We start from the raw sequence: 25,476 nt of genomic DNA on the forward strand, positions 1-25,476 counted from the left end.
CGATGGCACGGCGCAAATATGTGGTCGGCAACTGGAAGATGAACGGTCTGCGCGCGGGGCTGGGCGAGGCCGAGGCCATTTTTGCTGCAGCCAGGGACCACGCGCCGGTTGATGTTGCGCTCTGTCCTCCCTTTACGCTGATCGGTGCGATGGCGGCGCTGGGCGGCACGGTCGGCGGGCAGGACTGCCATGCGCAGGACGCGGGGGCCTTTACCGGCTCCGTCGCGGCGCCGATGCTTGCGGATGTCGGTGCGAGCCTCGTCATCGTCGGGCACAGCGAGCGGCGCGACGGGTTCGGCGAAACCAATGACGATGTGAAGGCGAAGGCCGAGGCCGCGCTTGCGGCAGGTCTCGCTGTGATCCTTTGTGTCGGCGAATCCCGCGCTGTCCGCGAATCTGGCGGCGCAATCGATCATGTGCTGAAGCAGGTACGCGAATCCCTGCCCGACGATTTCGAGCGGGCAGCCCTTGCGATTGCCTATGAACCGATCTGGGCAATCGGAACCGGGCTCGTTCCGACCATTGAGGATGTCGCTGCGATGCATGGCTCGATCCGCGCAGCGCTCTCCGAACGGATCGGCGCCGGGGCGGCCGAGGTTCGCCTCCTTTATGGCGGTTCGGTCACAGGGGATAATGCCGCTGACCTTCTTGGCGCGGGCGATGTTGACGGCGCGCTCGTCGGTGGGGCGAGCCTGAGCGCTGCGAAATTCGTGCCGATCATCGAGGCGGCGGCCGGCCTCTCCTGACGCTGCGCCTACGCCCAGGCAGGGCGCGCCGGGATCGCAATGCCCCCGGGCGGCGCGAACGGTCAGCTATGGCTTGAAGCTGCGCCGCTTCGTCTCTATGTGCGCGTGCAACCATGGCCTGCGTGCGGCTATTCATGCTTTTCGGGAAAATTCGATGTCCAGCCTCTTTACCTTCCTGCTCGTCGTTCAGGCCGTCGTTGCGGCCGCGATGATCGGCGTCATCCTGATGCAGAAGTCGGAAGGCGGCGGGCTGGGTGTCGGGGGCAGCCCGGCGGGCCTGCTGTCGGCGCGCGGCGCTGCGGATTTCCTGACCCGCACGACAACGATTCTCGCCTGCCTTTTTGTGGGTTTGTCGATTCTTCTCGCCGCGATGGCGTCGGTCGGGCGCAGCGGTACGACGCTCGACACATCGCTTTCAAAGACCGCGCAGCAGTCAAGCGCGCCCCAGGTACCGCTGAGCCAGGCGCCCGCGGCACCCGCCGCGCCGGCGACCAACGACCCTCTGGCGGCCGCGGCCGCTGCGGCAAGCCAGCCGGCTGAGGCGCCTGCTCAAAACGCTCCTGCCAAGAAATAACCGCTCGCTTTCCCGGCGGCGCGGCTCCCTCGCGCGGCGGAATTTTTTCCGCCGCATGTGATTCGACGGCTTGCGCCGTCACCCCTCCTTTGAGTAAGTCTTTCCTCCCATGGCGCGGTTCATTTTCATCACCGGCGGCGTGGTCTCCTCCCTTGGCAAAGGTCTGATGGCGGCAAGCCTTGCGGCCCTGTTGCAGGCGCGGGGATTTCGCGTGCGCATTCGCAAATTTGATCCTTATCTGAACGTCGACCCGGGCACGATGTCACCCTATCAGCACGGCGAGGTCTATGTGACCGACGACGGGGCCGAGACCGACCTCGACCTTGGACACTACGAGCGCTTCACCGGCGTTGCTGCGCGCCAGAGCGACAATGTGACCTCGGGCCGTATCTATCAGCAGATCATCACCAAGGAGCGCCGCGGCGACTATCTTGGCGCGACGGTGCAGGTGGTCCCGCACGTTACCGACGCCATCAAGGCCTTCGCGCGCGCCGAGACCGACGACCTCGATTTCGTGCTGTGCGAGATTGGCGGTACGGTCGGCGACATTGAATCGCTCCCTTTCATCGAGGCGATCCGCCAGCTCCGCAACGAGGAAGGGCGCGAAAATACACTCTCGGTCCACGTTACGCTGGTGCCCTATATCGCCGCCGCCGGCGAGTTGAAGACCAAGCCGACCCAGCACAGCGTGCGCGAACTCGCCTCGCTGGGCGTCCAGCCGGACATTTTGCTCTGCCGCTGCGAAAAGCCGCTGCCCGACGGGGAGCGCGCGAAGATCGCGCAGTTCTGCAATGTACGCAAGGAAGCGGTGATCCCGGCGCTTGACGCCGATTCCATCTACTCGGTGCCCGTTCAATATCATGGCGAAGGGCTCGATTCGGAGGTGCTGCGCGCCTTCGGCATCCACGATGCGCCCGATCCCGACCTCACGGCCTGGTACGACATCATGGACCGCAAGCAGCATCCCGAGGGCGAGGTGACGATCGGCGTGGTGGGCAAATATGTGTCCCTGCCCGACGCCTACAAGTCGCTCAACGAGGCGCTTGTTCACGGCGGGCTTGCCCACCGGGTCAAGGTGAACATCCGCTGGCTCGACGCCGAAATGTTCGAGCATGACGAGGATCTGGCGGCCAATCTCGAACCGCTGCACGGCATTCTTGTGCCCGGAGGCTTCGGCGAGCGCGGCTCGGAAGGCAAGATTGCGAGCGTCCGCTTTGCGCGCGAACGCGGCGTGCCCTTCCTTGGCATCTGCCTGGGCATGCAGATGGCGTGCATCGAAGCGGCGCGAAACACGAGCGGGATAGCAAAGGCATCGAGCACCGAATTTGGCCCGACCGATGAACCTGTCGTCGGCCTGATCACCGAATGGATGAGCGCCGAGGGGCTGCAGAAGCGGGGCGCCGATACCGATCTTGGCGGGACGATGCGGCTCGGCGCCTATGCGGCCAAGCTTTCGCCGAACAGCCATGTCGCGAGCATTTATGGCGCGCGCGATATCTCCGAGCGGCATCGTCACCGCTATGAGGTGAACGGCGCCTATCGCGATGCTCTTGAAAAGGGCGGTCTGGTCTTTTCAGGCCTGTCCCCCGATGGCATGCTGCCCGAAATCGTCGAGCGGCCCGACCATCCATGGTTTATCGGGGTACAATTCCATCCCGAGCTCAAGTCGAAGCCGTTCGACCCGCACCCGCTGTTCGCTGGCTTTATCGAGGCGGCTGTCAAGCAGAGCAGGCTGGTCTGAAGCCATAGAAGGAGAAGAGGGACGATGGATCACGCGAAACTCGCCGAACTTCAGGGTCCCGACAGTATCTTCTCCGGCCTCACCGTCGAGGATTGGGCCGATATCGCGGGCCGCGCGGTGCAGATTCAGTTCGCCAAGGGCAAGGAATTGCTGAGCCAGGGCGACACGGGCGACAGTCTCCTGATCCTGACGGAGGGAAGCGCGCGGGTCTCGCTTCTCACCGCAAACGGGCGCGAAATCGTCCTGGCATATGCCGAACCGGGCGCAGTTCTCGGCGAAATCGCCCTGCTCGACGGCGGCGAACGAACCGCATCGGTCTTTGCAACAAGTGCCGGTTCAGCACTTCAGCTCGGCCGTAACGCGATGCGCGACTTTGTGACCAGCCATCCTGATTTCGCATGGTCGCTGATGCAGCAGCTCGCACGGCGACTACGCACCGCCGATCAAACGATCGAGAGTGATCGCGCATATGCTTCGGGCCCGCGCCTTGCGCGCTACCTCAAGCGGCTGATACGCAAGGACAGCCCCGACGCGGTCGCGCGCGTCGAGCTCAGCCAGACCGAACTCGGCAATTTCGCAGGAATGAGCCGCGAGCATATCAACCGCCAGCTGCGAAGCTGGGAAGAATCGGGAATCATCGCGCTCGACCAGGGCCGGGTGCGAGTGCTCGAACCCGAGATGCTCGAGGATATCAGCGAAGTCGAGGGCTAAGGACGGGGACACGGCGCACCGAGGCGATGAACCTCGCCTTAGCTGCGGAGCCGGTCGATCGCCTGCGCAAGCGCGACATAAAGCTTCCCGATGTCCGACGAGAGGAGCGTGACGCTGATCGCCGAACCGTCGCGCGCGCCAAGAAGCAGGCGTAGCATCGCCTCGAAATCGTGGATGAACTGATTGACCGCGGAATGGAAGCCGTCGTCGGCCTGATAAAGGCGCAGAATTTCCTTGGCCTCGCTGCTTTCGACCAGCTTGACAGCGCGCCGGGCAAAGACACCGCGGTCGCCTTTCAGATAGGCCTCCCAGGCCGCATCGCTGACCTCGCTCGACAAGATTTTGGTGAGATCGATCGCGGTCGACTTCAGCGCTTCGGTGAGCAGTCCGGCCTGTTTGGCAAGCGACTCGCGGTCCGAGGCTGCAATCGCCTGATCGGCCTCACGGGCGCGCTGCTCGACGTTCGCGCTGGTGTCCATGATCGTGATGAGCTGGCGCATCAAGCGGTCGGCGGCGCGGTTTGCTGCCTCGACTGCGCGCTGCGAGGCTTCCTCGATGGCGCTGAGCTGGGCCATGACCTCGGTCTTGAATGCCGCGTCGAGCGCCCCGGTCGCGCTTTCGTGCATCGCATCGCGCGCGCCGGCCACCAATTTCTCGAGTGTCTGCCGCGCCTCTTCGGCAGCGCTGTCGGCGGTTGTGCGCACCTCGCTGAGGGTCGCCATCATGCGCGCGCCGCCCTCGTCGGCAAATTCATCGGCGCCGGCGCGCAGCTTCGCGAGCGCCTCATCGGCTTCGGCGAGCGAGGCATTGAGCCGCTCGGCGAGCGCCTGCTGGCTTTCGGCATGCCCGGCCATCTTCTCTTCATTGACCTGGAGGGTCGATTGGACAGCATTGACGTGCGAGAGCGTCGATTGCGCAACCAGCTCCGAAGCTTCGAGAATCGGCTTGATCTGGGCCAGCGCGGTCTGCGTGGTCTGGCCGTGCGCGCCCATGCGGTCGAGCGCGCGCGGCAGTGTCTCGTCGAGTTCGCGGGTGACGGCATCGAGCGCGAGAAGGAGCGATTCGGCGTGGGTGATGAGTTCGCGCGCCGAGCCATTGCCCTTGTGCACCTCGGTCATGAAGGCGGCGAGCTGGCCCTTCGTATCGTCGATCGCCCGGCCAATGACGCCGGTGCTTGCCGAAACGCTGACGTCGAGAGCATCGAGCTGCTGGCTCACCTCGGCCACATGCGCCCTGATACGCTCGGCAAGCGCTTCGCTCGCTGCGCCATGGCCCGCGATCTGATCGCCGATCTCGGTGCCTGCGCTGCGCGCCGCGGCAAGCCGCATGTCCATCTCGTCTGCCGCGGCGGCCACACCCTCGCGATATTCGCGCCAGGTCGATTCGATCTTTTCGCCCAAGGCCGCAACGGTCGCGCTCATTTCCTCGCGCGCAGACGCTGCAGAATTGGTGATCTGGGCGAGCGCCGTGCCGTGCGCGCCGGTGACCTGCGCCGAGGCGGCGAGCAGGCTCGCCTCGGCCTCCTTCGTACGCTCCTGAAGACCTGCGATCGCATCGGAGAGGCTCGCGGTCGAAGCTTCGCCGGTCTGCGCGGCCTTCGCTGCTTCTTCTGCGAGCGCGGCAAGCTTCGCCTCAAGGCTGGCACCTTGCTGGTGCGCGACGAGACCCGCCTCGCGAAAATTGACGGCGAGCCGCTGCGCGACATCATCGATTCGCGGCAGCCCGGCAAGGAGCCCGTCCATGCGCTGCATCGCGACATCGCCCGAACGGGCCAGCTGGTCATTCGCGTTCGCGATGACCGACGCATTGCTTGCGAGCTTGTCGCTGCTTTCGTGCAGCCGGGCAACGGCGTCGAGTCCCAGCTGCTGGACGATCTTCGCCTGCTCGGCGAGCTGCTTTTGCGCGTCAGCGAGATGGAGACTGAGCGAATGCATCGACTGGCCGAGCGCCTGATTTTCATCGCGCAGCGCGGCCGCGACGCGCGCGAAACGCGCCTGCTCGGAGCGGCTCGAGCGCAGCGCCACCATCCAGAGCAGGAGAAGAAGGCTAAGCGGCATTGCGACCGTTGCGACAAGCGCGGGCCATTCGCTAAGCGCCGGCGCGCGGCGGAACCACGAGGTCGCGGCGCCGAGCGCGAAGCCGGTCCAGATGAGGCCTGCTGCGACGAGCAGGAGAGGAAGACGCTCGCGCCACACGGAGGCGGGGGCCTCCTCGCTTTCATCGTCAAGCAGCGCCGAACGGTCGAGCCAGCCGCGCTCAGCAGGCGCGTCTTCCGTCGCGGGCGGTTCCGCGGGCGGCAGGCTGTCAGGCGCAGCAGCCTCAGCGGACGCCGTCTCGTCCGCACCTTGGTTTGCCTCGGAATTCCGCCACAAACCGACGATCTTCTTTTCCCCCGTCATGCCACTATCTTACCTATCATTCGCGCCGTGCGAAACGGAAACTTAACCCTGCTGTGACAGGGCTGTGGAATGTCTTTCGACAGTGGCCCCCTCGACCGGTATCTGAGCGCTGCAGTCGGCGACGATCCGGCGATCGCGCTTGACCTTCGCGGCGCCTTCAAGGCCAGCGCACGCGACCTCAGCGATCTCATGCGGCGCTCCCGCTGTGACGCGAACTGGCATATTGCAGCGCTCCGTCTCAAGGGACTTGCTGCCACTTTCGGCATTATTCCGCTGATCGAACTTGCCGAAGAGGCGATGGCCGGCGCGCCGGGTGATCCCGCCGTGCTGCGGCAGATCAATAGGGCGATCGACAGCCTCGCCTAGGCGCTGCGCGACAAACCGGGTTCAATCCCCGTTCAGCCGCGTCCTGACATTCTCAATATCGACCACGGCCGTCTTGCCTTGGCAACGCTTGGGGTTTAGCCGCGTTACCGAACCGCGGCCGAACCAGCGATTGCAGGGCAAGGCGGCCGATTCAAAGGAGAGTTTCACGATGATCAAGCGTTTTCGCCCGATGCCCGCGACGGCGATGGCCGCCGTACTGGGCCTCGCGATGATGACGACCGCCGCCGTCCCCGCGGCCGCGCGCGAAAAGCCGAAGAAGGAAGCGGCGACCAAGGGCCCGCAGCTCAATCCGAGCAAGGATTTCAGACCCTTTGCCCAGAAGATGGATGCCGCCTTCAAGAAGAAGGATGCGGCGGCTCTTCAGGCGGCGATCACCGAAGGGCAGGGCGCGGCCACGACGAACGACGACAAATATTATCTCGGCTTCTTCACCTTGCAGCTTGGCATCCTGAACAAGGATCAGGCGCTGCAGGAGCAGGGCCTCAACACAGCGCTTGAGTCGGGGCTCGTGCCTGCAGCAGACGCGGCGATCTATAATTTCTTCTCTGGCCAGTTCGCCTATCAGAAGAAGGATTATGCGAAGGCTGCGCAGCGGCTCGAGGCCGCGCGCGCAGCCGGGTCGACCGAAGCCGCGCTGCCCGACGTGCTTCTCGACAGCTATGCAAAATCCGGCCAGACCGACAAGGCAGTCGCCTTTGCAAAGGAAAATATCGCGACAATGCTCGCCGCCGGCCAGCGGCCATCCGAGCAGATGTTCGTGGTCCCCGCGCGCGCCTTGCAGGAAGCGAACCGCACTGAAGAGATGCTCGATCTGCTTGCGCTGCGTGTCCAATCCTATCCGACGCCGCAGATCTGGCACCAGACGCTGATGATCGCCATTCGCGGTGCCGACAAGGATCGCACGCTCGATACGCTCAGGCTGATGCGCGCGACGAACTCGCTGCTCGAGCGCGGCGAATATGCCGAATATGCGACGCTTGCCTCGCAGGCGGCGCTGCCTGGCGAGGTGGTTGCGGTGATCCGCGAGGGCAAGGCGAAGCGGGTCATCCCGGCCGCCGACGCCGAGCTCGATGAGCTCGCCAAGACCCAGGTCGAGCGCGCGGGCGACGAAGAATCGACGCTCGCGGCCTACGCCAAGAGGCCCGCGACGCTTTCGAACCCGAAGGTCGCCGGCGTGACCGGCGATGCGCTCGTCGGCTATGGCCGCGCCGCTGAGGCCATCCCGCTCTATCAGGCAGCACTGAGCGCGGGCGGCGACAAGGATCTGTGGACCTATCGTCTCGCGGTTGCGCAGGCGATGACCGGGGACGCGGCTGCCGCGAAGGCCAGTTTCGGTCAGGTGACCGGCCCGCGCAAGACGCTTGCCAAATTCTGGCTCGCCAAGCTCAACGCCGAAGGGGCGCCGGCCGCTGCACCCGCGCCCGCCGCTGCTCAGCCCGTCACCGGCGGCTGATCGGCAGACAAGCCAGGAAAAAGGGCGCCCTCCTTGCGGAGCGGCGCCCTTTTTCGCCTTGTTCGCGTCGACGAACCGTCAGGCCTCCACCGGTATGCCGGCGAGCTGCTTCGCGGTGCGAATGGTCAGCGACGTTTTGACGCTCGTCACATTGGGCGCCGAGGTGAGATGCGCGGTGAGGAAGGACTGGAAGCTTTGCAGGTCGCGCGCGACGACTTTCAGCAGAAAGTCGATTTCGCCGTTGAGCATATAGCATTCGCGAACCTCGGGCAGGCCGCCGACATAATCCTCGAACGCCTGGAGGTCGGCTTCGGCCTGGCTGCGCAGGCTGACCATGGCGAAAACGGTGATCCCGTACCCGAGCTTCGCTGCGTCGAGATCGGCATGATAGGAACGGATCACGCCCGACTCCTCGAGCGCGCGCACACGGCGCAGGCAGGGCGGCGCGGTCAAACCGACCATTTGTGCGAGCTCGACATTGGTCATCCGCCCATTTTTCTGCAGTTCGCTCAAGATCTGCAAATCGATCTGATCGAATTTTTGGCTCGCCATTTTGTAACTTCCGCTTTCCAATCTCGCCGGAGACCATAATTATATTTCAGGCGATTGCAATTGTCCCACAATGCGACGACAGGGTTAACGTGCTTTCATGACCAGCCGATTCACGCTAGCCGGTAATCCTACGCTAACCAATGAAACTGGGTGTGGGGCCTGCTTTGCGTGACTGCTGACTCAATGATCGCAACGATCTTGCGCCAGACTCCGGCCGACCGCCGGGCGCGTATTGCTGCCTGGCGTCAGCTCTCCGATATTCTGGCGCAGCGCGGCAATCAACTGGCCGATGAGGATGTGCGCCGCGCGCTCCACGCGCTTGCCGTGCTGCGGCCTGAAGTTCCCGAAAAAGTCCGCCGCGATTGCGCGCGCGCACTGGCCCGGCACGGCCGTTTCGCCCCGCTCGTTGCGCTTTATGCCAATGATGTGCCCGCCGTGTCAGTCGCGATGATGCGCGAGGCGCGCCTCTCCGAGGAGGACTGGCTCGCGGTGCTCCCCGCGACGAACCCGATGGCGCGCTCGCTTCTCGCCGGGCGCGCCGACCTGCCCGAATCGGTGCAGCGCGCGCTCGCGGCGCTTGGCAGCGCTTCGGTCGCGCTGCCGCAGCCCCCGGCCGCGTCGGAAGAAGCAAGCGAAGATCCCGCGCCCAGCCAGATCAGCGAATTGGTGCGGCGGATCGACAAGTTCCAGTCGAGCCGAGGCCAGCCACTCGGCACGGCGCCCGCGCCGCCCCGGCTTCGTGCAAAAGAGCGCGAGGGCTTTTTGTTCGAGACCGGCCCCGACGGCGTCATTCACTGGGTCGAAGGCATTGCGCGCGGTGCGATCGTGGGGCTCTCGATCGCCGAGGCGGCCTTTGGGGGCGAGCCTGGCGTAGACGGCGTCGCAGCCGGCGCTTTTCGGCAGCGCGCCGAAATGATCAACGCGCGGCTCATTCTCGAGGGCGGCGCTGAGGACGCTGGCGAATGGCGCTTCTCGGCCGTGCCGTGGTTTGAGCCCGCAACCGGGCAATTCAGGGGCTATCGGGGGAGCGCGCGGCGACCTCGAAGCAACGAGACGCCCTATCGCGGGGCGACTGGCGATGCGGCGGGCGACTCCATTCGTCAGTTGATTCACGAGCTTCGCAGCCCCCTCAATGCGATTTCGGGGTTTGCCCAGATCATATCGGGGCAGATGTTCGGCCCGGTCAGTCAATCCTATCGGCGAATGGCCCACACGATCGTTGCCGACGCTGCGGCCGTGCAGGCGATCATCGACGATCTCGAAACGGCTGCGCGCTCGAGCGCCGACCCACCTGCCGAAACCGGGGCAGGCGAGGCGGAAACCGATATCGCGACCATCGTCACCAAGGTCGAGTCTGATCTTGGTGGATTGCTCGACGATCAGCAGGTGAGCGTGAGCATCGCGCGCATCGGGGGGCCTTTCGTCGCACGAACGAGCGACGCCGACGCGCGGCGCATGGTCGGCCGTCTCGTCACGGCGCTGGTCGATGTGTCCGAGCCGGGCGCGGCCGTCGTTGGCCAGCTCGTGACCGATCATGAGCATGACGACATGCTGCAACTGCGTATCGTCCGCCCCGCTGCGATTCGCTCTGCAACGGCCGCCGAATTGCTCGATCCTGGATATAGTCCCGAGGGCGAGGCTCCGGGCGCGGCGATCCTGAGCCTCGGCTTTTCGCTCCGCCTCGTCGACAGCCTCGCGCGCGCCGCTGGCGGGAGGCTCGATATCGGACACAATGCCTTGACCTTGCACCTTCGCTCCGCCAACCCCGCGAAGGCGGAAAAGGACGCATCGCAGGGCGACTAGTCCGAAAAGACAGGCGAGGGGAAAAACAGGGTGCAGCCGGCGGGCAATTTGTTCGACGTTCCGCAGGCATCGGATATGGTGAGGCTCGCGGCTGGCGAGCGCCCGCGTTTCTGGGTGACCATCGACACCGAAGAAGATTTCGACTGGTCCCAGCCCTTCAGTCGTACCGGCTATTCGCTTGGATCGGTCCCGGCGCTGGCCGACTGCCAGGCCTATTTTGAGCGCGCAGGCGTGCGGCCCATCTATCTCGTCGACTGGCCCATCGTCGCCGATGACCGCGCGTTCGACATATTGGGCCGCGCCGCGCACGAGGGGCGCTGCGAGATAGGGGCGCAGCTTCACCCCTGGGTCAATCCTCCCCACGAGGAGGAAGTGAGCGAGAAAAGCAGTTACACCGGAAATCTGCCGATCGCCCTGCAACGCGCCAAGATGACCATGCTTCGAGATGCGATCCGCGATCGCTTCGGTGCGGCCCCGCTCGCCTACCGCGCCGGGCGCTATGGTCTGGGCGCCGAGACAGCGGCGCTCCTCGCCGAGCTCGGTTTTCGGTGCGATACGTCGGTGCGAGCAGGTTTCGACTATCGCGCGGGCCACGGCCCCGACTATCGCCGCGCGCCGCTCCATCCCTGGTGGGTCGAGACAAATGGGGGCGCGGTGCTCGAAATCCCCGTAACGACGGTCTTTGGCGGCCTCCTCGGACGCCTGGGGCCCTCGGTGTATCATCGCGTCGAGCAGAGCGGCGCGCGCGCCGCACTCGCTCGCTTCGGGCTCGTCGAGCGGATCGCGCTGAGCCCCGAGGGCATCCCCGCCGAGCGCGCGCTCGAGGCGATCGACATCGCGATTGACCAGCAGCTACCGGTGCTGAACTTCTCCTTCCATTCGCCGTCGCTGCAGGCGGGGAATACGCCCTATGTGCGCAATACTGCCGATCTGGAACATTTCTATCGCTGGTGGGATGTGGTCCTTGATCATCTCGCGCGCCGCGGCGTTGAGGCGACCGCCGCCGCCGCTATCATCGAAATGGCCGAGCGGGCACGCGCGCCTTGCGCTTGAAGCCGCTTGCCAATGCGGCGTGGCCTCCGCTATCGCGCGCTAACCCCTCGGGGGCCTGTAGCTCAATGGTTAGAGCTGGCCGCTCATAACGGCTAGGTTGCGGGTTCGAGTCCTGCCGGGCCCACCACCCCTTCTTTTCATGTCATCGATATGGTATCAAAAAGCCCTTGTTTAACAAGGGTTTGTTGTGCGTTCTTTGTCCATATCATCTCAAGACAGATCACGACGTCTCGTCGAATCGAGGGGTGTTTTTTGGGGTTCGGACTCCGATTTTGGGGGTATCGATGACTCTGACCACTTTAGAGGTAAAAAACGCCAAGCCGGCTGGCCGAAACTACAAGCTCACTGATTCGAGAGGGCTCTACCTGCTCGTGACAGTCGCAGGCACGAAGTCGTGGCGTTTCAAATATCATTACGGCCGGAAGGAGAAGATGCTCACGTTCGGGCGTTACCCGGATGTCGGGCTCGTCGCAGCCCGGGAGCGCGCGGATAATGCGCGAAGGCTCCTGCGGGAAGGTAAGGACCCTGGCTTCGAGGCACAGCGGATAAAGCGAGCCCAGATCGATGCCGCTGAGGCAACATTTCGCAAGCTGGCGGAGATGTGGCTGAAAGACCACGCACCGCTTTGGTCGACAGCAAACGCTGTTCGCGTCAGCAATCGTATCGAGAGGGACCTTTATCCTGAGTTCGGCAATATGCCGATCGGGAATATCGATAGCGTGATGATCCTCCGAGCCCTTCGGAAGATCGAGGCCCGCGGTTCGATCGAAACCGCCAAGCGAGTGAGGGGCTATATCTACGCGATCTTCAAGAGGGCCAAAGGGGAGCGCCTCGTAAATGCGGCCCATCTCTTGGAAATCGATGAGATCAAGGACGCGCTCAAACCTACCCTGCCAGGCGCAAAGCAACCAGCGTTGACGACGCTGCCCGAACTGCTCGATCTACAGCTCTGCGTCGATCGGTCCACGTCGAACCTAATCACGAAACTGGCATCGCGGCTCCTCGCGCTCTCCGTCGTGCGGGTCGGCGTGCTTCGAACCGCGCTTTGGTCCGAGTTCCACGGAATTGACTGGTCTGAACCTGACGCACCCTGCGAGACGCCGACCTGGCGAATTCCAGCCGCCCGAATGAAGCTAGAAGTGGAGGACAAACATAACAGCGCGTTCGGCCACGACGTCCTTCTGTCCCGTCAGGCCGTCGATGCTCTCCGAATCCTGCGGGTGGTGACAGGCACGAGTCCGTTGCTCTTTCCCAGTGCCAAATCGTGGAGCGAGCCAATGACCGATGCGGCGCTCAGTACGATGGGCTCTGTTGCACAAATCGCGTGAGGGATTCATCTCGCGAATCCAGGGTGGTAGCTGGGATGCATGAGCAGACCCATACCCCCGACCTACAAGACCAGGAACTGGCCAGCCTACAATGAAGCACTCAAGCGCCGGGGCTCGCTGACGATCTGGTTTGACCCCGAGATGAGCTGGGATGCCGCGCCGACAGGCAGGCGTGGCCGCCTGCAGATCGCGGTGCCCATGCCGTCATCCCGCCCCGCAAGAACGCGAAGCCCTGGAAGACGATCACCGCCGGAGCCGTGGCCCGAAATGAGGCCCTGCGCGCGGCGAAATACCTGGGCCGCGCGCTCTGGCGACGATGGAGTGGATACCACCGCCGAAGCCGCGTCGAGACAAAGATGCATTGTATCAAGTTGCTGGGCCAGCGGCTCATGGCACGGGACTTCGACCGACAGGTCGCCGAACTCCAGGTCCGCATCGCCGTCCTGAACGGCTACACCGCGCTCGGAATACCCGTCACGGAAGCTGTGGGATAAGTCCGTCCGGGGAAAGGGGAACCTCGGCCTTACGCCGATTTGTGCAACAGAGCCTGCCCCTTCTCCCATCCCGCCGCAGGTGAGCAGGCGGTCGGCTCGATCATATAATGGGCGGTCATGATCAGGAACCGCCGGTTGAAGACCCGTTCCTTGCCGGTGAACACGCTGGTCACCGCCGTCTTCATATTATCGTAGATGCCGCGGCCTGGCACCCCGCCGAAGAAAGCAAAGCCGCGCGCATGCGCGTCGAACAGCATCTCCTGGCTCTCGCGCGGATACGCCCGGACATAGACTGCCCGCGATGCACACAGTCGCATATGCGCGACCTTCACCCGCATCGGCTTGCCCGCGATCTCCACATCCTCATGGCTCCAGTCGAACTGGTAGGCCTCGCCGGGCTTGAACATCAGCGGGATGAAGGCGGTGACACCATCGCCGGCATCCTTGCGCCGATCGGCCTTCCAGCGCGCCGCGTAGCGCCGCACGGCATCGTAGGAACCCTCAAAACCTTCGCGCTCCAACAGATCATGGATACGCGTCATCCGCAGCCGCTCGCGCCTGCCGCGCACCTCATTCTCTTCCAGCAACGTATCGAGCCGAGCCCGAAACGGCCCGATCCGCGGCAGCGGCTGAACCTTGCGCTGATAGTCGAATGCGCCTTCCGGCGCCCGGATCGCCTTGCGGATCACCTTCCGCGACACATGCAAATCCCGCGCGATCGCCTTGATCGCCTTACCACCGGCATACTCGCGCCGAATCCGAACCACTGTCTCCAAAACCAACATCCCGATCTCGCCGCCTGATTATCGAGCCGGCTGCTTAAACCATCGAAATGAGGGGTCCCTTTTAGACGCCGATCACCCCGCTAACGGGGTCCTTTTTGCACGCCGATCCACACCGGCATCACGGGAAGCCGGCCCGATTGCTTCCTTGAGCTCGGCTATCTTCCTCGTTTCTACTTCTTATTCGGCTTGCGAAAAGAAGGAAGGCTGTCCACAGGCACGATCGAATAATGCGCCAAGGAGGTTTATTTGAGCAAGATTGATGAGAAGCTGCAGCCGGTTCTTGATGAAGTATTGCGCCGGAATGCCGGAGAGGCCGAGTTTCACCAAGCCGTACGCGAGGTTCTTGAAAGCCTTGGCCGTGTCGTTGCCAAGCATCCCGACTATGCGAACCACGCGCTGATCGAACGGATCTGCGAGCCGGAGCGGCAGATCATCTTTCGCGTGCCTTGGGTCGACGATCTGGGCCAGGTACAGATCAATCGCGGTTTCCGCGTCCAGTTCAACTCGGCGCTTGGTCCCTATAAGGGGGGCATCCGGTTCCACCCATCGGTCAACCTGGGCATCGTCAAATTCCTCGGCTTCGAACAGATCTTCAAAAATGCGCTGACCGGCCTGCCGATCGGTGGTGGCAAGGGCGGATCGGACTTCAATCCGCGAGGGCGTTCCGATGGCGAAATCATGCGCTTTTGTCAGGCCTTCATGACCGAGCTTCAGCGCCATCTGGGCGAATATACCGACGTTCCCGCGGGCGACATCGGGGTCGGGGGACGTGAGATCGGCTATATGTTCGGTCAGTACAAGCGCCTCAACAACCGGTATGAGGCCGGTGTGCTCACCGGCAAGGGACTCGTTTATGGGGGATCGCGGGCGCGGACCGAGGCGACCGGTTACGGCCTCGTCTATTTCGTTCAACAGATGCTGGCTGCGAGGGATATGTCGCTAGATGGCCGGCGCGCGGTTGTTTCCGGCTCGGGCAATGTCGCGATCCATGCGATCGAGAAGATGGGCCAGTTCGGCGGCAGGGTGATGGCCTGCTCGGATTCCAATGGCTATGTATTCGACGACGAGGGGATTGATCTGGAACTCCTGAAGGAAATCAAGGATGTCCGCCGCGAGCGCCTATCGGAATATGTCCGGCTCAAAGGGGCTGGCGCGCACTATATCGAGAATGGCTCGATCTGGGATGTGCCATGCGAGATCGCGCTGCCTTGTGCGACCCAGAATGAACTGACCGAAAAGGACGCGCGGACGCTGATCAAAAACGGTGTGATCGTAGTCGGTGAAGGCGCGAATATGCCCTCGACTCCCGAGGCCGTGAACATGTTTCAGGATGCCGGCGTGATGTTCGCTCCCGGGAAGGCCGCCAATGCGGGCGGTGTTGCTACTTCGGCGCTTGAAATGCAGCAGAATGCCTCACGCGATAGTTGGTCCTTTGAGCAAACCGAAGAGCGGCTGGCTCAGATCATGCGGAACATCCACGATAATTGCGCCGCGACGGCTGACGAATATAGTGCGCCAGGCAATTATGTGCTCGGTGCCAATATCGCGGGCTTCGTCCGTGTCGCAGAGGCAATGCGGTCGCTTGGAGTGATCTGACCCGGGGCTGGGCCGACAGGCGGCGGGTGTGGCATTTGGAAGGCGATCACAGTTCATGCGCCGCTCGCTTCCGCCGGCCTCACCTGCCTCGAACGGCGGCAGGATGGCATCTGGTAGCCGACGCCGGGCAGGCAAATCGGCCAACGGCATGATAAATTCATGTCGATGCGTCCGGAATTGAGCCTCTGCTTGAAGGAGCATGGGGCATGCTGCTAGCCCCTGTTGATTGTCGCCAGTTCGCCGGGCGGTGTGGGGGGAAGTGATAATTGTCCAACAAGAAGTTGCCGTTCATTTCGTCGGTCAGTCTGGCTCAGGTCGACGGGCGCAATGTGATACCGACCGCAATTCATTATGATAGCGAAAAGCGGGCTCGCATCGGTTATGACGCACGCGAGCATTGTGGCGAACCCGAGCAATTGCTGGAAGATTTCAAGATCGAACTCGGTCAGCACGATCCCGATGCCGTCACCAAGCGCTCCGTTCGTAATCCGCATGCGCCGCGGTCGACCGTTGTGGGCATCGCGCAAGACTTCTTTTTCGAACTTCTGTCGAAGGTCAATTCCTGGCTGGAGCAGCAGGGGCGGCCGCTCCCCAAGAGTATCCTCATCGCCGAACCCCTCGCGTTGAGCGGCATCGATATGGCCGAGGAAAGCTGGCTGTCGAATTATCGCCGCGCCATCCGCCGGATCCTGCACGGCAAGTTCGAGCAGATCGACTTCATGCCCGAGCCTTTCGCAGTCTTTCAATATTATCGCTACGGGCTTCGCCATCCCGTTATCGCCGAGCAGCGCAAGCATATCGCACTGGTGCTCGATTTCGGCGGAGGGACATTCGACATATCGGTCATCGAAACAACGAAGAGCGGCGATGTCAGCCAAAGCGGGACGAATTCGCGCCCACTCAGCGCCAAATCCGTCCAGGTGGGCGGCTTCTACGTTAACCGCCTGCTCGCTGCACACTTGCTCTCGAAAGCCGTAGACCAGAATCTGCGCGGAGATGTCCGCAAATCGCTGGACCTGGTTGCGCGAACCAAGACGCCCGACGATCTGGCCGAACTTCACGAACGGCAGTAGACATTCTATCGTCACTACAAGCGGCTGCTCAATCAGATTGAAAGCGCCAAGCTTTCAGTCTGCAATTCGATCGCGAACTGGAGCTTGCAAGCGGACCTGTCGGGCCTCGCACCCTTCCCGATTTCGGTGCCGGTAAACCCCTATGATCCGAAGTCTCCCATGGCGAGTATCAAGCTCGATGCCGGCATGCTCCGGCAAATCTTCGAGGCCGAAATATGGAAGCCGAAGCTTTGCGATGCGATCAGGAAGACGATCGAGCGGGCTTCGAGGGATCTCAAGGGACAGGAGATTTCGGTCGTTCTTCTTTCGGGTGGCTCGTCTAACATCCGGTGGCTTTCCAAATTGCTCGAGCGTGACCTCGGCAAGAGTCATCTGCCTCATTCCGAAATCCTTCAGCTGAGCGAGAATTTTCAGGAGATTGTCGCGAAAGGGCTGGCGACCGAATGCGCGCGGCGTTTCTATACCGAAGGTCAGGGGGATTTTCGAGCGGTCACCTATAACCGGCTCTGTCTTGCCCTGTGTGCCGATGGCGGCGACCTTGAGGTGAAGAAGGCCCGCCCGATCACACCGGTGCTTGCCGCCGGGGCGAACGGGGATTTCGACGACGGCGTGTTGTTGCCGTCCGCGAGCAGCCTCAGGGGACTCGTCGACAAGCCGCTGCAATGGAAAATTCGCTTGGCCAGCCCGCCGAGGCGCCTGCTCGAATATTATTTCATGCGCTCCTCGTTCGATCCGGACGATCTCGAAGCGCGTCACAATATTGTCGATACGCGCGCGGCGACGCCGAAAAATGCCCGTTTCCAAGGGGCGATCGAAGTGGAGCTCACAGTCCGTGCCGACGGCACGGCAATCCCGAGATTCATCTATGGGCGCAACGATCGATTTGATGGGGACGTTGCCGAAGGTCGTCCCTTCCACATCGACATGACCTTCGCGTCGGATGAGGTCGGCGGATCGACCTATTTGGGCTTCGACTTCGGGACCAGTGCATCGGCATGCTCATTCGTCGATTCCGGGGATGTTCACATGATCCAGGAGCGCAGCAGGTCCGCCGAGTGGCGCGGGCTTAGCGAACTGCTCTCCGAGCTCCCTTATCCAGCAGCCGCGCCGCTTGCGCGCTTCATCTCCGAAATGGATGCCGATCGCCGCCAGCAGAAGGGCCGCGATGCCGCCGATGCGCTGCTGGCCGTAGCCGCCTATGTGGCTTATATGGACCTTTGTTCGAATGAGAAGGTGAACAATGCCCATTTCAAGGGCTTCACCCAGCGATCCGCGGGACCGCTCTGGGGATTGATCAGAACCTGCGTGGCTGCGAACGCCTCGAAGCTGCATTTCGCAGCGCCGCTCCTGGGGCTAGTGAAACCGGAGAATGCCGATTAAGTCGATGAGTGGATCGATGGACTCAATTCGGAGAAGCACGGCCGAAAGCAGAATGTCGATTATGTCGGCTTCCTGAGCCTGCTCGCGAACCATGTCGCCCGGATATTCGCGGGCAAGCCGATGGGCGTTTTTGAGGGCGTGGTCGCCAAGCGTTTTCACTCTGGCTCATACACCGGCATCTTTCGCGTGCTGCATGGCCCGTCACAGACCTTCGTCGATGTGCTCGACTATGCTGGCAGCCACTCTTGCTTTCGATGGACCTCGCGATCCCCCTCCAGCCAGCCATCGATGATCTCGGTGAACCCATCCAGCTTCGGCCGCTTCACCGGCGCCGTCCGCCGGTATCCAGGCGGAACCGAGAACGCCAACATCTTCCGAACGCTGTCGCGGGAAACTCCAAACTGACGCGCAGCCTCGCGCTGGCTCATGCCTTCTGAACAAGCCAGGCGAACCTTCCGATACAAATCCACGGTGAAAATCCTCCCGCCCTCCCTGTCGCCAGAAAGGGTAAAGGTGGACCACTTTTACGCCGCCCGCAGCGGGCTCATCCCCCCGCTACCGTGGTCGACTTTCTCACCGCCGTTCTCACCTTCGATCAAGGCGTTCGCGCGGAAGATGGTCGACGCCCATACGGCCTCGACCGACAAGCTGAAGAAGGAGGTCGCGACGCTAACGCCCGCGATCAAACCCGATCCGGCTCTCTCGGGCGACCAGCAGAAGAAGCTCGATGCGCTTCAGCAACTGACCGGCACCGCGTTCGAGCAGGCCTATATAGCGGACCAGGTCGCGGCGCACGAAGCCGCGCTCGGCGTGGTTCAGGCCTATGCGGACAATGGGACCGAGCCGGTCCTCAAACGCTTTGCTGCCGACGCCACGAAGATGGTGTCGGACCATCTGGACGAAGCCCGCCGGCTTGCAGCGTCTGCGCCGCCGGCGCCGGCGCCGTGACGCGGGGCGAGGTCATGGCGGGCGCGCGCATCGTGATCGAGCGCAGTCCGATGCGGGGGCGCGCCGTGGCGGGCGAGGAAACGCTCGCCGACTCGCAAGGTCGACAGACGGTTCGAGGAGGACGAAGAAATCTTCGGTCATCCCGCGCGGCCCTCATCATCGCATCGACGTCCGCTCCAGTTCGATGCCGATCCGCTGTCCGGCGTCCTGCATTACGGCGATTTGGCTTGCCTCGCACGATCCGCAGATGCCGATCGGCGCCAAGCTCATCGCCGGTGTCGCGGCTGCCTGCGCCCTGTCGCCAATCGACCTGATCCCCGACTTCATTCCCGCCCTGGGCTATGTCGGCGAACTTGTTTTAGTGTCTCTCGGATCGTGGTTGGCAATCGGCTTCATCGCGTCGAAATTGATGGCCGAGTTTCGCGGTCGGGCCGAAGCGCTGAGCCCGCTCCCGTCAAGCGGGGCGGGAGCGTATCGTCATCGTGATCGTTATCATCTGGATAGCGGCGACGAGCGGCATTTTGTGGGCGTTCTGGCCGAGGCCGGCCGATTGAGTTCTTAGCGCGCCTCGCTTGCAGCCTGAAATGCGCCAAGGAGACAAGATGGTTCAATCCTGGCTTCCCTATTGCGGTGCGGCACCGCTGCCCGGCGAGTGGCTTGCTCGCTGGAACGGGGATCCGCTTCTGCTGTGTCTTTTCGGAGGGGCAGCGTTGTGGGGCTGGCGCCGTGCGGACCTGTCTCCGCCCTTCTGGTGGGGCTTTGCGTCTATCGTGCTGCTTTTCGTGTCGCCGCTCTGTGCCTTGTCGTCGGCGCTCTTTTCGGCGCGGGTCGCGCATCACGTCCTGCTTACGGCCGTTGCCGCGCCGCTCGTCGCCTGGGGGCTGAGGCCGGTCGCGCTCGCCGCGCGGCGCGCAGCGACGGCAGCGGCCGTCCACATCCTTGCTTTCTGGTTCTGGCACGCGCCGCAGCCCTATGCAGCGGCGTTGTCGAACGATGCGATCTATTGGCTGATGCAGATCACTTTGTTCGGTAGTGCGCTCGGCTTCTGGATGGCCTTGCGGCGGGCGCCGACGCCGCTCGCGCTCGGGCTCCTCCTCGTGATGACGGCCCAGATGGGCCTGCTCGGTGCGCTCATCACCTTCGCCGGCGACCCGCTCTATGCGCCGCATTATGCGACGACGCAGCCTTGGGGTTTGAGGCCGATCGAGGATCAGCAGCTCGCCGGCCTTATCATGTGGGTGCCCGCTGCAGGATTTTATCTCGCGGCGGCGCTGGGGATGGCCTGGCGGCTGGTCTCGCCGCGCGCCGCGCGGACATGATCGAGGCGATCCGTAGCTGGGCCGCGCGGCATGCCGCCGAGGGGCGCTATTCGCCGGTCGGCCAGATATTCCATTGGGTCATGGCTGCGCTGATCGTCTTCCAGCTTGGATGGGGATGGACGATGGGCAGCATGGACGTTGGCGGCGACAAGCTCGCCGCCTATCAGGTTCATGCCGAAATCGGGCTGCTGATGCTGATCCTGGCGGCGCTGCGCGGCATCTGGCGACTGATCGTCCCGGGGCCCGTCAACGATGCCGATCGCCTCGGCTGGCAGACGCTCGCGGCTTATGCCACCCATATCCTCTTCTACATCTGCTTCTTCGGCCTGCCGCTCAGCGGCTGGGCGATGTGGTCGGTCCTCGAGGGCGGAGATCTGGCCGCGGCGGGCCTGCTTCCCTGGCCATCCATGCCCTTCGACACGGTGCCGACCGCGATCCAGTGGTGGATCCTCGATTGGGCGGAAGGCATCCACGCCCTGCTGATCATCCTGCTGGCGGCGATGATCCCGCTGCACGTCGGTGCGGCACTGAAACATCATTTCTGGGATCGCCACGATGTCCTTCGCGGGATGCTGCCCGAACTGCCCGAGGACGAGCCGCTGGAAGAGCCGCGACATGATCTGCCACCGCCCGGATCTCGCCGCCCGTCAGCCGGCGGCTGATCGCCCGCATCTCGCCCAGCGCATCATTGTTGCGCGAGCCGTCGCGAAACGCAGCGAGCTGCGCAGCGATATAGGCGGCGGGCTGGCCCGCCAGCGGCGGATTGCCGGGCCCTGCGCCTTCGCCGGTCGAGCCGTGGCAGGATGCGCAGGGCGCGAGATCGCGACCGGCATCCCCATTGTTGTAGAGTCCGGCAGCGCCAGAATCTTGAAGCTCGACCAACTGGTTCGCGGGAATGGGCAGGCCCGCATAATAGGCGGCGACCTTCGACCGGTCGCCACCATCGAGCCGCCGCGCGATCGCGCGCATCACCGCATGGTCGCGGCGTCCGCTCGCGAAATCGTCGAGCTGGCGATGGAGATAACCCTTGTCGAGGCCGGCGAGCCGCGGTGAGGCGCGCCCGTCGCCCTGGCCCTCGATCCCGTGGCAGGTGAAGCAGGCCGCTTCGGCGCCGCCATCGCCTCCGCCGAACGCGATCACTTCGCCGGATTCGCGAAACCGGCTTTCGGGCGCCGGCGCGCTGCAGGCGGCGATCGGCACGAGCCACAGGAGCGAGGTGAACCGCACGCTTTTGGAACCAATGGAAACGGCGGGTGGTTCCTTGAAGGAAATCGCCCGCAGGAGATGGTATGGCCCGCGAGGAGGTCATGATCGCAGCCGTGGGGACGCTGCTGCTCGGTGCCTGCCACCCCGCCGAAATCGCGCCCCATGACGCTGGTGCGGCCGCCATCGCACGCGGCCGGGATGCCGCCAGGCGGCTTGGCTGCGGCGCCTGCCACGCCATGCCCGACAGCGCCTGGCCGAAGGGGCGGGTCGGCCCGGCGCTGGATGGGTTCGGGGATCGCGCGATGATCGCGGGGCAGCTTCCGAACGACCCCGTCCGTCTCGCCGCGTTCGTTCGCGATGCTCCCGCGCTTGTTCCGGGCACGGCGATGCCGGCCATTCCGATGCGTGACGAGGACGCGCGCGATATCGCCGCCTGGCTGCAGAGCCTGCATGAGCAATAGGTTCCTTCTCGCCTCGACCAGCGCAGGTTGGCCGCCGCCGGTGCTGGACCCCGGTGGTCCCTATGCGGAGCCGGTGACGCTGCTCGCCTGGGCGTTGCTGATCGGGGGTGCGGTCGTGCTGGCAATCGTCGTGGCCGCGCTCGGCACCGCGCTGTTCGGCTCCAAGCGGCTCAAGGCCAAGCTCGGCGGCGAGCGCGCGATCTGGCTCGGCGGTTTCCTATTTCCGGCGGTGGTGCTGACCGGGCTCCTGATCTGGGGGCTTTCGCTGACGAGTTCGCTCTCGCCGCAGCCCGGGACTGATGCCATGCGCGTGCGGATCATCGGCGAAATGTGGTGGTGGCGCGTCCACTATCTCGACGCGCGGGGACAGGAGGCGCTGCGCGACGCCAACGAACTTCATATTCCGGTGGGGCGGCCGGTCCTGCTCGAACTCGAATCGGCCGACGTCATCCATAGTTTCTGGATCCCGCGCCTCGCCGGAAAGATGGACATGATCCCGGGGCGCACCAATAAGCTGCTGATCGAGGCCGACCGACCCGGCGTCTACAAGGGCCAGTGCGCCGAATATTGCGGCGGTCCCCATGCGCTGATGGGCTTCGTCGTGGTCGCGCATAGCGCGAAGGATTTCGAGCGCTGGCGCGCCGCGCGCCGGCCGGCGGATGGAGGCGGTGGGCCGGGGCTTGACCTTTTTCTCGCGAGCGGCTGCGCGGCCTGCCACACCATCCGCGGCACGGCGGCGAACGGGCTCGCCGGTCCCGACCTCACCCATGTCGGTTCGCGCCAGACGCTCGGCGCGGGCATCTTGCCCAACAATCCGGGCACGATGGCGGGCTGGATCGCCGACAGCCAGGCGATCAAGCCCGGCAACCGCATGCCCGCCTACCATCAGTTCAGCGGCCGGGAATTGCGCGCGCTCGCCGCCTATCTTCGAGGCCTCGAATGAGCTCGGAAACGGGCTTCGATCCTGCGCTTTACGCGCGCTTTCCAACCCGCGCGCCGCGGCCCGACGAAGAAAAGGAGGAACTCGCTCACATCTGGTGCGCGCCAAAGGGATGGGACTATCTGACCGCGGTCAACAACAGCTATATCGGCCTCTATTATCTCGGCACCGCCTTTCTCTTCTTCCTGCTGGCCGGAATCCTCGCGCTGCTGATGCGTGTGCAACTTGCTGCGCCGCTCATGGAGGTGCTGCCGCAGGCGGTCTATAATCAGGTTTTCACCATGCACGGCACGGTGATGATGTTTCTCTTTGCGGTTCCCGCGGTCGAGGCGGCAGGCGTTCTGCTGCTCCCCCAGATGCTGGCGGCGCGCGATCTGCCGTTCCCGCGCCTCTCCGCCTATGCCTTCTGGGCCTATGCGGTGGGCGGCCTGTGCTTCTTCGCGTCAATCTTCGTCGGTCTTGCACCCGACGGCGGCTGGTTCATGTATCCGCCGTTGACCTCCAAGGCCTATTCGCCGGGGATCAACACCGACTTCTGGCTGCTCGGCATCGGCTTCATCGAAATCAGCGCGATCGCCGGCGCGATCGAGATCATCGTCGGGGTCCTCCGGACGCGCGCGCCGGGGATGAGCCTCGACAGGATGCCGATCTTCGCGTGGGCGATGCTCGTATTCGCGGCGATGATCGTGATCGCCTTTCCCAGCGTCATCCTCGCAACGCTGCTGCTCGAGATCGAACGCGCTTTCGGCTGGCCTTTCTTCGACGCGGGGCGCGGCGGCGATCCGCTCTTGTGGCAGCATCTCTTCTGGTTCTTCGGCCACCCGGAGGTCTACATCATCTTCCTGCCCGCCGCGGGAATGGTCAGCATGATCGTCGCCACCGTCGCAAGAACCGAACTGGTCGGCTACCGGCTGATCGTCCTCGCGCTGCTCGCGACCGGCTTCATCAGCTTCGGCGTCTGGGCGCACCATATGTTCGCCACCGGTCTGCCGCCGATGACCACCGGCTTCTTCTCGGCGGCGTCGATGGCGGTCAGCATTCCCGCCGGCATCCAGGTCTTTGCATGGATCGCGACGCTGGCGGTCGGCAAGCCCCGGTACAGCGCGCCGGGGCTGTTCGTCATCGGCAGCATCCTCATCTTCGTGACCGGTGGCCTGACGGGCGTGATGGTCGCAATGGTGCCCTTCGACTGGCAGGCGCACGACAGCTATTTCATCGTCGCGCACCTCCACTATGTGTTGATCGGCGGGATGGTTTTTCCGCTGTTCGCCGCCTTCTATTACTGGATTCCGTCGATCAGCCGGCGGCCGCTGTCCGACCGGCTGGGCCGGTGGGTGTTCGGGCTGATGTTCGCGGGCATGAACATCGCCTTCCTCCCGATGCACCTGTCGGGGCTTCAGGGAATGCCGCGGCGCGTCTCTACCTATCTGCCGGGCCAGGGCCTTGCGCTTCCCAATCTCGTCTCGACGGTCGGCGCCTTTCTGCTCGCGGCCGGCGTCCTGCTGTTCCTGGTCGATCTCGTTCGGAATTTTCGCTTCGCGCCGGGGGGCGGAACCGCGGGCAACGTCCATGACGCCGGTACGCTCGAATGGTTGCCTACCGAACTCTATTCGGTGCGCTCGATCCCGGTGGTGGCCAGCCGCGAGCCGCTGTGGGACGATCCTGCGCTCGCGGCGCGGGTCGAGGCGGGGCGCTACTTCCTGCCGCGTTCGGCGACCGGACTGCGCGAGACGATCGTCACCAGCCCGCTCCGCGCCGAGCCCCAGTATCTTCAGATATTGCCCGGCCCCTCGCCGTGGCCGATTGCCGCGGCGATCTTCACGGCGGGCTTCTTTCTTGCGCTGACGGTGCAGGCCTATGGTTTCGGCCTGGCAAGCGGGCTGTTCGCGGTCATCGCCGTGCTGCGCTGGCTGTGGGAAAGCGATCGGCGGGTCGCGGCGGAGCGGGTAGACATCGGCGCTGGCATCGAGGTGCCGACCTATGTCACGGGCAGCGCGAGTCACGGCTGGTGGGCGATGGTCATTCTGCTGATCGTGATGGGCATGATCTTCGTCATGGGCCTGTTCAGCCTCGCTTTCCTGTGGTCGAACCAGCCGTCCTATTGGGCGCCGCCGCCTGCCTTTCGGGGCGCCGTGCCAATCCTGCTCCTCGACCTCGCCGCCGCGGCGCTGGCGATCGGCGGACGGCGCCTGCTGCTGCGCGGGGCTGCCTGGCCGGTCGTGGCCTTCGTCTTGTCGACCGCCGCTTTGGGCGGCGCTTTGTGGCTCGATCGGGGACAGTGGGCGGCCGCAGGGTTCGCGGCAGAGGCAAGCGGGCAGGGCGCAGCGGTCTTCGCGCTTCTGGCGCTGCAGGGCGCTGCAGTGGCGACCGGCGCCCTGATGGCGGGCTATTGCGCGGCCCGCGCGCTGCGCGGCCTGGTGACCCGGCCCGCCAACACGAGCATCGACCTGACCATGTTGTTCCTCGCCTATGCCGCGATCCAGGGTCTCGTCGGCGCGCTCTTTACGCGCGCGGTCGGAGCATAGCG

Annotated in this window: 22 protein-coding genes, 1 tRNA gene and 4 pseudogenes; 21 read left to right on the forward strand and 6 right to left on the reverse strand. The window is 64.1% G+C overall.

Annotation, left to right across the window (positions count from 1 at the left end; all coding sequences use genetic code 11):
- Nucleotides 1-2: 2 nt before the first annotated feature.
- The 4 genes from tpiA to B5X69_RS06725 all read left to right on the forward strand — a co-directional run bounded on the left by tpiA (nucleotide 3) and on the right by B5X69_RS06725 (nucleotide 3,772).
- The gene (gene tpiA / locus B5X69_RS06710; RefSeq protein ID WP_079637918.1) at nucleotides 3-746 is read left to right on the forward strand and encodes a triose-phosphate isomerase; all 744 of its coding nucleotides are present in this window, start codon (nucleotides 3-5) and stop codon (nucleotides 744-746) included.
- Nucleotides 747-900: 154 nt separating this feature from the next.
- On the forward strand, nucleotides 901-1,320 hold the full coding sequence (secG, locus tag B5X69_RS06715) for a preprotein translocase subunit SecG (protein WP_079637919.1): 420 nt from the start codon (nucleotides 901-903) through the stop codon (nucleotides 1,318-1,320).
- A gap of 109 nt (nucleotides 1,321-1,429) precedes the next feature.
- Entirely contained in the window at nucleotides 1,430-3,061 is a 1,632-nt protein-coding gene (locus B5X69_RS06720) for a CTP synthase (RefSeq protein WP_079637920.1), read from the forward strand.
- Nucleotides 3,062-3,085: 24 nt separating this feature from the next.
- Nucleotides 3,086-3,772 carry a Crp/Fnr family transcriptional regulator gene (locus B5X69_RS06725; protein ID WP_079637921.1) on the forward strand — a complete coding sequence of 229 codons (687 nt, stop codon included), beginning with the start codon at nucleotides 3,086-3,088 and terminating at the stop codon, nucleotides 3,770-3,772.
- 38 nt (nucleotides 3,773-3,810) lie between these two features.
- On the opposite strand, the gene B5X69_RS06730 is transcribed toward B5X69_RS06725, so the two are convergent.
- On the reverse strand, nucleotides 3,811-6,171 hold the full coding sequence (locus B5X69_RS06730; protein ID WP_079637922.1) for a coiled-coil domain-containing protein: 2,361 nt from the start codon (nucleotides 6,169-6,171) through the stop codon (nucleotides 3,811-3,813).
- 69 nt (nucleotides 6,172-6,240) lie between these two features.
- On the opposite strand from B5X69_RS06730, the gene B5X69_RS06735 reads away from it, so the two are divergent.
- Complete coding sequence (locus B5X69_RS06735) at nucleotides 6,241-6,537, forward strand: Hpt domain-containing protein (protein WP_079637923.1); 297 nt, start codon at nucleotides 6,241-6,243, stop codon at nucleotides 6,535-6,537.
- 169 nt (nucleotides 6,538-6,706) lie between these two features.
- Nucleotides 6,707-8,011 (forward strand): hypothetical protein, encoded by a 1,305-nt coding sequence (locus tag B5X69_RS06740; RefSeq protein ID WP_079638016.1) that lies wholly within the window; start codon nucleotides 6,707-6,709, stop codon nucleotides 8,009-8,011.
- 78 nt (nucleotides 8,012-8,089) lie between these two features.
- Here the strand turns inward: B5X69_RS06740 and B5X69_RS06745 are convergent, their stop codons facing one another.
- The gene (locus B5X69_RS06745) at nucleotides 8,090-8,563 is read right to left on the reverse strand and encodes an Lrp/AsnC family transcriptional regulator (RefSeq protein WP_053554032.1); all 474 of its coding nucleotides are present in this window, start codon (nucleotides 8,561-8,563) and stop codon (nucleotides 8,090-8,092) included.
- 168 nt (nucleotides 8,564-8,731) lie between these two features.
- Here B5X69_RS06745 and B5X69_RS06750 point away from each other — a divergent pair, with 168 nt between their 5' ends.
- The 5 genes and pseudogenes from B5X69_RS06750 (at nucleotide 8,732) to B5X69_RS06770 (ending at nucleotide 13,241) form a co-directional block, all read left to right on the forward strand.
- Nucleotides 8,732-10,366 carry a histidine kinase dimerization/phospho-acceptor domain-containing protein gene (locus B5X69_RS06750; protein WP_245798656.1) on the forward strand — a complete coding sequence of 545 codons (1,635 nt, stop codon included), beginning with the start codon at nucleotides 8,732-8,734 and terminating at the stop codon, nucleotides 10,364-10,366.
- 30 nt (nucleotides 10,367-10,396) lie between these two features.
- Nucleotides 10,397-11,419, forward strand: a complete 1,023-nt coding sequence (locus B5X69_RS06755) for a polysaccharide deacetylase family protein (RefSeq protein WP_176141530.1) — start codon at nucleotides 10,397-10,399, stop codon at nucleotides 11,417-11,419.
- Between the two features lie 51 nt (nucleotides 11,420-11,470).
- Nucleotides 11,471-11,546 (forward strand) — tRNA-Ile (locus tag B5X69_RS06760).
- A 157-nt stretch (nucleotides 11,547-11,703) separates the two neighbouring features.
- Entirely contained in the window at nucleotides 11,704-12,747 is a 1,044-nt protein-coding gene (locus tag B5X69_RS06765) for a tyrosine-type recombinase/integrase (RefSeq protein ID WP_079637926.1), read from the forward strand.
- A 39-nt stretch (nucleotides 12,748-12,786) separates the two neighbouring features.
- Nucleotides 12,787-13,241 (forward strand): annotated as a pseudogene (locus B5X69_RS06770) (transposase).
- Between the two features lie 53 nt (nucleotides 13,242-13,294).
- Here B5X69_RS06770 and istA read toward each other — a convergent pair.
- A pseudogene (gene istA / locus B5X69_RS06775) lies at nucleotides 13,295-14,026 on the reverse strand (IS21 family transposase); the annotation flags it as partial.
- Nucleotides 14,027-14,272: 246 nt separating this feature from the next.
- On the opposite strand from istA, the gene gdhA reads away from it, so the two are divergent.
- The 3 genes from gdhA (at nucleotide 14,273) to B5X69_RS06790 (ending at nucleotide 18,075) form a co-directional block, all read left to right on the forward strand.
- Nucleotides 14,273-15,622, forward strand: a complete 1,350-nt coding sequence (gene gdhA / locus B5X69_RS06780) for an NADP-specific glutamate dehydrogenase (protein WP_079637927.1) — start codon at nucleotides 14,273-14,275, stop codon at nucleotides 15,620-15,622.
- 266 nt (nucleotides 15,623-15,888) lie between these two features.
- Nucleotides 15,889-16,695, forward strand: coding sequence for an acetate and sugar kinases/Hsc70/actin family protein (locus tag B5X69_RS06785; protein WP_079637928.1), 807 nt, complete (start codon nucleotides 15,889-15,891; stop codon nucleotides 16,693-16,695).
- A 159-nt stretch (nucleotides 16,696-16,854) separates the two neighbouring features.
- The gene (locus tag B5X69_RS06790) at nucleotides 16,855-18,075 is read left to right on the forward strand and encodes an acetate and sugar kinases/Hsc70/actin family protein (protein WP_079637929.1); all 1,221 of its coding nucleotides are present in this window, start codon (nucleotides 16,855-16,857) and stop codon (nucleotides 18,073-18,075) included.
- On the opposite strand, the gene B5X69_RS06795 is transcribed toward B5X69_RS06790, so the two are convergent.
- Together B5X69_RS06795 and B5X69_RS06800 are read right to left on the reverse strand one after the other, a co-directional pair.
- The gene (locus B5X69_RS06795) at nucleotides 18,049-18,234 is read right to left on the reverse strand and encodes a hypothetical protein (protein ID WP_079637930.1); all 186 of its coding nucleotides are present in this window, start codon (nucleotides 18,232-18,234) and stop codon (nucleotides 18,049-18,051) included. The genes B5X69_RS06790 and B5X69_RS06795 overlap by 27 nt on opposite strands.
- Before the next feature lie 86 nt (nucleotides 18,235-18,320).
- Nucleotides 18,321-18,545: pseudogene (locus tag B5X69_RS06800) on the reverse strand (helix-turn-helix domain-containing protein); the annotation flags it as partial.
- Between B5X69_RS06800 and B5X69_RS22220 the strand changes: the two are divergent.
- The 4 genes from B5X69_RS22220 (at nucleotide 18,502) to B5X69_RS06820 (ending at nucleotide 21,004) form a co-directional block, all read left to right on the forward strand.
- Nucleotides 18,502-19,023 carry a DUF4142 domain-containing protein gene (locus B5X69_RS22220; RefSeq protein ID WP_079637931.1) on the forward strand — a complete coding sequence of 174 codons (522 nt, stop codon included), beginning with the start codon at nucleotides 18,502-18,504 and terminating at the stop codon, nucleotides 19,021-19,023. The pseudogene B5X69_RS06800 and the gene B5X69_RS22220 overlap by 44 nt on opposite strands.
- Nucleotides 19,024-19,270: 247 nt before the next feature.
- A complete protein-coding gene (locus B5X69_RS22405; RefSeq protein ID WP_217699102.1) occupies nucleotides 19,271-19,585 on the forward strand; it encodes a YkvA family protein in 315 nt (104 codons plus the stop codon).
- 40 nt (nucleotides 19,586-19,625) lie between these two features.
- Complete coding sequence (locus B5X69_RS06815) at nucleotides 19,626-20,342, forward strand: cytochrome c oxidase assembly protein (RefSeq protein WP_079638018.1); 717 nt, start codon at nucleotides 19,626-19,628, stop codon at nucleotides 20,340-20,342.
- Entirely contained in the window at nucleotides 20,339-21,004 is a 666-nt protein-coding gene (locus B5X69_RS06820; protein ID WP_079637932.1) for a cytochrome b, read from the forward strand. The genes B5X69_RS06815 and B5X69_RS06820 overlap by 4 nt, the downstream gene beginning before the upstream one ends.
- A gap of 7 nt (nucleotides 21,005-21,011) precedes the next feature.
- Here the strand turns inward: B5X69_RS06820 and B5X69_RS22410 are convergent.
- Nucleotides 21,012-21,569: pseudogene (locus B5X69_RS22410) on the reverse strand (c-type cytochrome); the annotation flags it as partial.
- A gap of 62 nt (nucleotides 21,570-21,631) precedes the next feature.
- On the opposite strand from B5X69_RS22410, the gene B5X69_RS06830 reads away from it, so the two are divergent.
- From B5X69_RS06830 to B5X69_RS06840, 3 genes are read left to right on the forward strand one after another with little or no spacing between them, the layout of a single operon-like run.
- Nucleotides 21,632-22,009, forward strand: coding sequence for a c-type cytochrome (locus B5X69_RS06830; RefSeq protein WP_079637934.1), 378 nt, complete (start codon nucleotides 21,632-21,634; stop codon nucleotides 22,007-22,009).
- Nucleotides 21,999-22,952 (forward strand): cytochrome c oxidase subunit II, encoded by a 954-nt coding sequence (gene coxB, locus B5X69_RS06835; RefSeq protein WP_079637935.1) that lies wholly within the window; start codon nucleotides 21,999-22,001, stop codon nucleotides 22,950-22,952. The genes B5X69_RS06830 and coxB overlap by 11 nt, the downstream gene beginning before the upstream one ends.
- A complete protein-coding gene (locus B5X69_RS06840; RefSeq protein WP_079637936.1) occupies nucleotides 22,949-25,474 on the forward strand; it encodes a cbb3-type cytochrome c oxidase subunit I in 2,526 nt (841 codons plus the stop codon). Before coxB ends, B5X69_RS06840 begins: the two co-directional genes overlap by 4 nt.
- Nucleotides 25,475-25,476 lie beyond the last annotated feature (2 nt).

This window comes from Sphingopyxis flava (assembly GCF_900168005.1).
GTDB lineage: Bacteria > Pseudomonadota > Alphaproteobacteria > Sphingomonadales > Sphingomonadaceae > Sphingopyxis > Sphingopyxis flava.